The organism is Bacillus cereus group sp. BfR-BA-01383, assembly GCF_022663495.1.
GTDB lineage: Bacteria > Bacillota > Bacilli > Bacillales > Bacillaceae_G > Bacillus_A > Bacillus_A cereus_AU.
This window is the reverse complement of sequence record NZ_JAKUFP010000042.1, coordinates 25,857-32,531: the sequence shown is the minus strand read 5'-3', so window position 1 is coordinate 32,531 and position 6,675 is coordinate 25,857. Positions and strand designations below refer to the sequence as shown.

The window sequence follows — 6,675 nt, the reverse complement described above, 5'->3', positions numbered from 1 at the left end:
ACATTTATAAACCACAATGCGAGTAGGTAATTTGTCTTTGCTCCCTACATATACATCATGTAATTCATACACTTGGCCAGGTTGTAATTGGCTCATGATGTCTTCCAAATGAATTTGTATATATACCGTCCTCAGTTGAGCGGGTTTTGTTTTAAATACGACTGCTTCGAATTCTTTTCTATATATTTTAGTTGGTAACTTAAGACGTGATAAATAATATCCTTGCTTATCTTGAATAGACTTAAAATCTTGTAAACGAAAATATCCTAAGTCACGAATATATAGTTCATTCTTTTGCGCCATACCTGTTCGAGTCGCACCATACGCCTGATCACTTCGTTTTCCTGGTTCAATTTTCACATCAGAAAATTCTCCACTCAACAAGTCATACTCTAGTTGAATTTTTACACCAGCTTTATGACTACATCCTCCGGCACCAGGATAAGTAGATGCAAATCGATCCGGCACTTGAAAGGTTGTAGAATCAAGGATAAGAATACGCTCAAAATAGGCAGAAAGAGCATGAGAAATCTTAGATAATCCCCCAATTTTAGCCTGTAGAAGTGTAGTGAATACTGTTCGAAAGAAGGCTACAGAAGCCGAGTTAAATCGCCGATTCAGTCCCTCAGGACTTAATAAAATTCCTGTTGAGGTTTCTAATTGACTACAAAGTTGAGTAAGAGAGGTAGTAGCGATTTGTTGATTTAACCATACACACAAAGATAAAAAATGGTGCCCATGGCACTTACGTTTTCGTTTCATTCCGCCTGCTTCTATAGCTAATTGATTAAGTGTAGCGGGAGACATATAGCGATATAACTCTTCGGCAAATAAAGACAACTCTTGTTTTTGATGCATGTTCATAAACAGCACGTCACCCTTTCTCATTAATATAAGAAAATAGTATCGCGCTTTTAATTTCAAGAATAGTCCAAATCCTTAAGTTGATGGATGTGTGGTGCTACCCCATTGCTATCAAGCTAAAATTTTATAGTACCCCCAGAACGAAATTTTGTGCTAACTGGTAACAAAAAACGTAGGCTCATGCCTACCGACATTCATCTCCCACCTAATATTGGTGTTTCACACCTTCACATTTTTGAGGAAGGAGTCTTCTGTCGAAAAACGATAAATTTCTGGAATTGAGGGTTACTATTAATCTATAATTTATTTAAAATAAAGGTAGTGAAGAGTAACTACTCTTCACCTGAAATAAATATAAAGGAGAATTATAATAATAATGACTTTTCCCAATAATGTTAACAGTATGTATGAGTATTCAATAATAGAAATTAGATGCTTGCCCTATAATTCTGAAACAATAAAATTCCAAAACGACTTTGTTCTTATTTGTAGTACATATCTTAATAAAAATGATAAAGCACATGGTCATACTACATTTGAAATCCAATCTATAAAAGAATTATCTTATAATAATTCACACGTTAAAGAAGCAAAAAAGTTTGCATTCAAAGGTGGTACTTTAAGGATTAATGATTTTGTAAACATGATTGAGGTGAAAACTGATTATGATACAAAGATTATAGCAAACCTTTCTTACCAATATTTTAAAGATCAAGAGATGGAATATATACAAAATAAAGACTTACTCTTATTTTCTACTTCAGTAGGAATCAAAGGTTCTTTTTCTAACGTCCCTTATCTTTATCTACCACCAGAATTTAAGACCTACATGGACTACTATGATGCTCATCAAGAATCTAAAATTCTCCATGATGCTTTTTATACTTTGTGTCGAAGCACAAAAGAAGATAGTGAATTCATTGAACAATTTAAGGAACTACAAGATAAACAAAGTATTTTAGAAAAAGATTTATATGATCGTTATTTACAAAACACATATAAGGGCTAAATGAATTTCGTAAACTATCCCCACTTCCAGCTTGCTTAGAAGTGGTCGCTTCCTAAATTCACCTATCTTGCGTGTTTATTTCTATACAAGTACAAGAACTAATCATGGATTAGGCTATCTCGTTAGTTTATATAGTTCGGTGAACTACTCACCACCTATGCTAAGGCTTAGAGGTGGGAGCTTCTCAGTTCCATGACGAAAGTACTCTTTTATCTGGCTGGGCGTTAGTTCGGACTATTCCTGCCTTAGATATTCAACAAATGGAGATTCTTTAGATACCTTAATTATTTTACGAGTGGAAGGATCTTCTTGGTTTTCACAGTTTCTTTGTCTATTCAACCTTATATAGTCACTTGTTAAAGGACACATCATAACTAGATGATAATAATAAAACGTATGTTTTATTATGAAAAAAAGTAATTCATCTCTCACCTATTTGTTGGTGCCATGCACCTACATACAAATTGAGGAGAAAGATGAATTACCTAAATTTAGTTAAACTGATTACATGCTGTAAATATACACATCAGATGAACAAAATAAATAAAATAAAAAAAAGAATCCCATATCATATATGTTTATGGGATTCTTTTTTCATCTAGTACTGGTCCATTGTTACACAGACCTCAATTAATCGTTTATACATTGTTTTATTTCGTTAATAAACTACACAGATTCATATTAGCGTTTGATATCCGTTAATATTTTCTGATATCCCATTGCTTTTGGGCTACCGATCTGAATTTTATTTGTTAACTCATTATTATAGATTGTTGTTGCTTTCGCAAATTGATTACGATCCCATTGGTGATCTTTAGCAATTTGTTCATCAGATAAATTATAATATGAATAAGTTACACGTCCTTCTACATCTGGAATTGGATCATCGAAGGTTGTATCAAGATGGTACCATCTCCCCTCAATTTTCACTAGATTCCAAGCATGAGGTTGTCCATTTCCAGTCCCTGTTACAATATGACCTTCTACTCCTGCCTCTTTTAACAATTGATAAGTTAATAATGCATATCCTTGACAAACAGCAGAACGGTTTGCTAAAGCTTCATATGCCGTATAAGCCTGGAAAGAAGTATCATAAGAAACATGTTTTACGACATAATCATGAATCGCTTTTACTTTTTCATGTTCATCCATACCAGCTTTAACAATAGAAGTGATAACTGATTTTGCTTGTGTCTTTACATAGTTCATTTGTTCTTTTGATTCACGGTATGTAATTTTTAATGTGAAGACATAATCTCCTGGAATACCACGAATAGAATATTGTGTATTTGCGATATTATATTTCATGTATTCATTTGAATCAACTGTCTCATCATATGCTTTAACAAGCGTATCCATAACTTCTCTAATATTAGATTGTTTAGATTTATATGTTATAGTTATATCTTCTTCATGATTATTAATATAATTTTTCATGTCTTTTTTATAAGCTTCTAATAGTTGTACCTCAGTTTGTACACTCGTACCTTCATTATTTGGTTTTGTCACATCAGGATTTTGTGTATTAAGTTGTTCCATATAATTTAACGCATTAAATAAAAACTGTGCATACTGTTCACGAGTTACAGTTTTATTTGGTTCAAAACCTCCATTACCTGTACCTGATGCAATTTTATTCGACTGTACGGCACTAATAGCGTCCTTCGCCCATGAATTATCTGGTACATCATTAAAAGTATGTTTACTTAACACAGGAACTTTAAAAGCATTCTTGATGACCTGTGCCATTTCTGCACGACTTAATGGTTCTTTTGGTCGAAATTCCCCATTTTGATCCCCTTTAAAGACTCCTATGTCTGTCAAAAATAGAATCTCTTCTAGGAACATTGTTGAGTTTTTATTAATGTCCTTATATGGATTTTTAAGCTGAGACCCATCTTGCATAATATAAAAAGAGTTGTCCTTAGTAAGAGTGCCTCCTTTTTTAGCAGGAGCTAGCACACGATAAATTAAGGCTGCCACCTGTTCACGAGTAGCATTATCTCCCAGGCCAAACATTCCATTTCCATATCCTGTGATAATATTACGATTAGCTAAGCTCGTAATGGCATTATTTGCCCAATGGTTTTTGGGAACATCATTAAATACAGCTGAATTTCTCCCTGACTGGACTTCAGCTTTTACGGGATCACTACTTGTTCCTAACAATGCACCTCCTACCATCGTTAATGATGTTATTGATTTTAATAGTTTTTTACTCATAAATTCTCTCCTAATAATATATTAAAGTAATTAACTTTACTTCACTAAGTTTATTAAACAAGTGGTATCTTTTAACTAAAATTTACAAATGTACTATGAAAGACTTTTAGATAGATACGGTCTAGGATACTACAAAATGCATATATAGTTTTATGCATTTATGCATTTTCTTCATTTTTATAAACAAATAGGCATATTTTGTATAATATTTAAAGGGTTTTTGATGTTTCTATGAAAATAAATCAAATTTCCTTATATTGATTCCGTAAAAAGCTATCATACAAGATAAGAGATTTATTCTTTTGTTTTTCTTTTAAAATTTCAAATTGATTAATGAAAGATTCTGAACAATCATGTTCTTTTATGAAATGTTCTAATATTGAGTAGGCGGTGTGAAGAACTTCAGAATCGTGCTTAGCCTGATAATATTCTATATACTTCTTAAAATCCGGAGGAAGATATAAATAAGGAATATTTGACAATTGCCCCTTTGGCCCTTCAGAAATGGAAAATAAGAGTAAATCTTGCTCTTGTATATATTCCCTCTCTTGATCGCTATGATATTGATAGGAAAGTCTCGCTATGAATTTCGTATCATAATCTGATTCCGCTTGAGTAATTGTTACAAAATCACTTATTTTCAAAGACCCACCTTGGTATACAAACTTCTTAGCATTTTTTACATTTGGATTATTATAAGAGAGTTCTTTTATAGATTGAATTTCAAATGTAGTATGACCATGTGCTTTATCATTTTTATTAAGATAAGTACTACAAATAAGTACAAAATTATCATAAAAATCAGGTACTGTAGAAATACAAGGTAAACATTGAATTTCTATAATTGAATACTCATAAGACGTATTGATTTTACTTGGAAAAATCATTTTATTATTCTCCTTTAAATTTATTGCTCATGCCATATAATCGATCTTCATGAAAAATAGAAAAGCCATTATCGATTTGATAAGGGCTTTTCACCTGCTTTTATATAGAATAAAAATCAGATGCCTATAGAAGCATAACATAAAATCTAATTAAAACAATGTGATTCTGTTGCAAAGTTTAAAAAAAACATAAACAGGTTGGTACATGAGGAACAATGTTTCGGAAGAAGTTAGTTCCAAATTTGATAGATGAGATTTCCATATTCATAAACCTATCGCATGATGTTTGTTGGGTGAACTGAAATACCACGTTCTTTCAGCATTTCAGAAACATCGCGATAACTTAAAGAAAAACTGCAGTAGTACAAGGCGGCTACTAAAATAATAGCTTTTTTGAATTGTTTTCCTTTAAAATATCTGATGTCCCATTCTCCTAGATCCTGATTTCTAGAGTGTAGCTTCATGTAGAAAACTTGCAACAGAACCGAATTACTACTTACACCGGAATGGTTTTATTGTTATATTTAAAATATGCGAATTTGCAAAAGTATCAATAAGAACAACTATTAGTAATAGGAGGTTTTATTATCAAAGAAAAACATCGTAACATTACCCTCGCAATATTAGGACTATATTCCGTTCTGATTCTCTACTTTATGTTTCTTGGTTTCGATAGATTGGGATTAAAATATATTAACCATAAATATGAATTCCAGTTAATTCCGAGTAGTATTCCTTTGAGCTTGCCAAATATGGTAGATAGGGAAGATTTTAATCTATGGTTTTTTAATTTTGGAAATTTAACAGCATTCATACCTTTTGGGGTATTAATTCCTATGTTATATCGTTGTAGCTTTATTAGATTTATTACTTCATTCTGTATTTCTATTCTTATACTAGAAGTCCTACAAATGGTTACTTTTCTTGGTGGCTTTGACATTGATGATGTAATTGTGAATGCAATGGGTGCTACAATAGGATTTTGTGCATATAAAATAGGATTTCGCTCTAATAATACTTTGAAAAACTTTATTATTACAGGTGTAACAGCATTTATCTTGACATTAGGAGTACTTGTAGTTGTAGGTGAACTTAATAAATCATTAGAAAAGGAACAACAATCCCCAAAAAACGGAACCGTTATAGCGCTAAATCAACTGCCAGAAAGTACGGGATATGTACCGAAAGTTAACAATTCCACTAGCTTTGAAGTGGCTCATAAAAAAATTGAACCCAAATTAAATATGTTTAGTAGTAAAGGGACAAATTCTCAGCAATTTAAATACTTGCTAAAAGGTAAGTATGCAGAACTTTCGGGATATCTCGGTATCCCTGATAGTGCTAGCAAACATTCCGGTAAGATAATTTTTTCTATTGATGGAAAAGATGTACAAACCATTCGATTCTCTGAAGAAAGCATATCTACATCCACAAGTTCTTTTAAGATAGAGTTGGCTAAAGCAAATGAACTTAGTATTAAATTTATTGATACAGATGCATTGCTATGGGATGTCAAGCTTACAGAATGGAAAAAATAATGAATTGAAATCCACTAGTTTAGTTACTAGCGGATTAAATCTCTGGATTAATACTACAAATCGTACAAACTTACCTGAGGCTATAGTCTCAGGTGTTTTTTTGTTCGTTGTGTTCGTTTGTTTTGTTACCCCTTATCATCCCTTAACAACAAAT

The 6,675-nt window shown here is 32.1% G+C and carries 5 protein-coding genes and 1 pseudogene; 2 read left to right on the top strand and 4 right to left on the bottom strand.

All coding sequences use genetic code 11. The features are described from left to right. On the bottom strand, positions 1-864 hold an 864-nt coding region (locus MR065_RS24005; RefSeq protein WP_242215316.1), incomplete at its 3' end, for an IS4 family transposase. Positions 865-1,240: 376 nt separating this feature from the next. On the opposite strand from MR065_RS24005, the gene MR065_RS24000 reads away from it, so the two are divergent. Continuing rightward, positions 1,241-1,873, top strand: coding sequence for a hypothetical protein (locus tag MR065_RS24000; RefSeq protein ID WP_242215315.1), 633 nt, complete (start codon positions 1,241-1,243; stop codon positions 1,871-1,873). 681 nt (positions 1,874-2,554) lie between these two features. Here the strand turns inward: MR065_RS24000 and MR065_RS23995 are convergent. The 3 genes and pseudogenes from MR065_RS23995 to MR065_RS23985 form a co-directional block, all read right to left on the bottom strand. After that, a complete protein-coding gene (locus MR065_RS23995) occupies positions 2,555-4,096 on the bottom strand; it encodes an S-layer homology domain-containing protein (RefSeq protein ID WP_242215314.1) in 1,542 nt (513 codons plus the stop codon). Between the two features lie 242 nt (positions 4,097-4,338). Continuing rightward, positions 4,339-4,983, bottom strand: a complete 645-nt coding sequence (locus MR065_RS23990) for a hypothetical protein (RefSeq protein ID WP_242215313.1) — start codon at positions 4,981-4,983, stop codon at positions 4,339-4,341. Positions 4,984-5,258: 275 nt separating this feature from the next. Next, a pseudogene (locus tag MR065_RS23985) lies at positions 5,259-5,405 on the bottom strand (IS6 family transposase); the annotation flags it as partial. A 219-nt stretch (positions 5,406-5,624) separates the two neighbouring features. On the opposite strand from MR065_RS23985, the gene MR065_RS23980 reads away from it, so the two are divergent. Then, a complete protein-coding gene (locus tag MR065_RS23980) occupies positions 5,625-6,521 on the top strand; it encodes a VanZ family protein (protein WP_277927527.1) in 897 nt (298 codons plus the stop codon). Positions 6,522-6,675 lie beyond the last annotated feature (154 nt).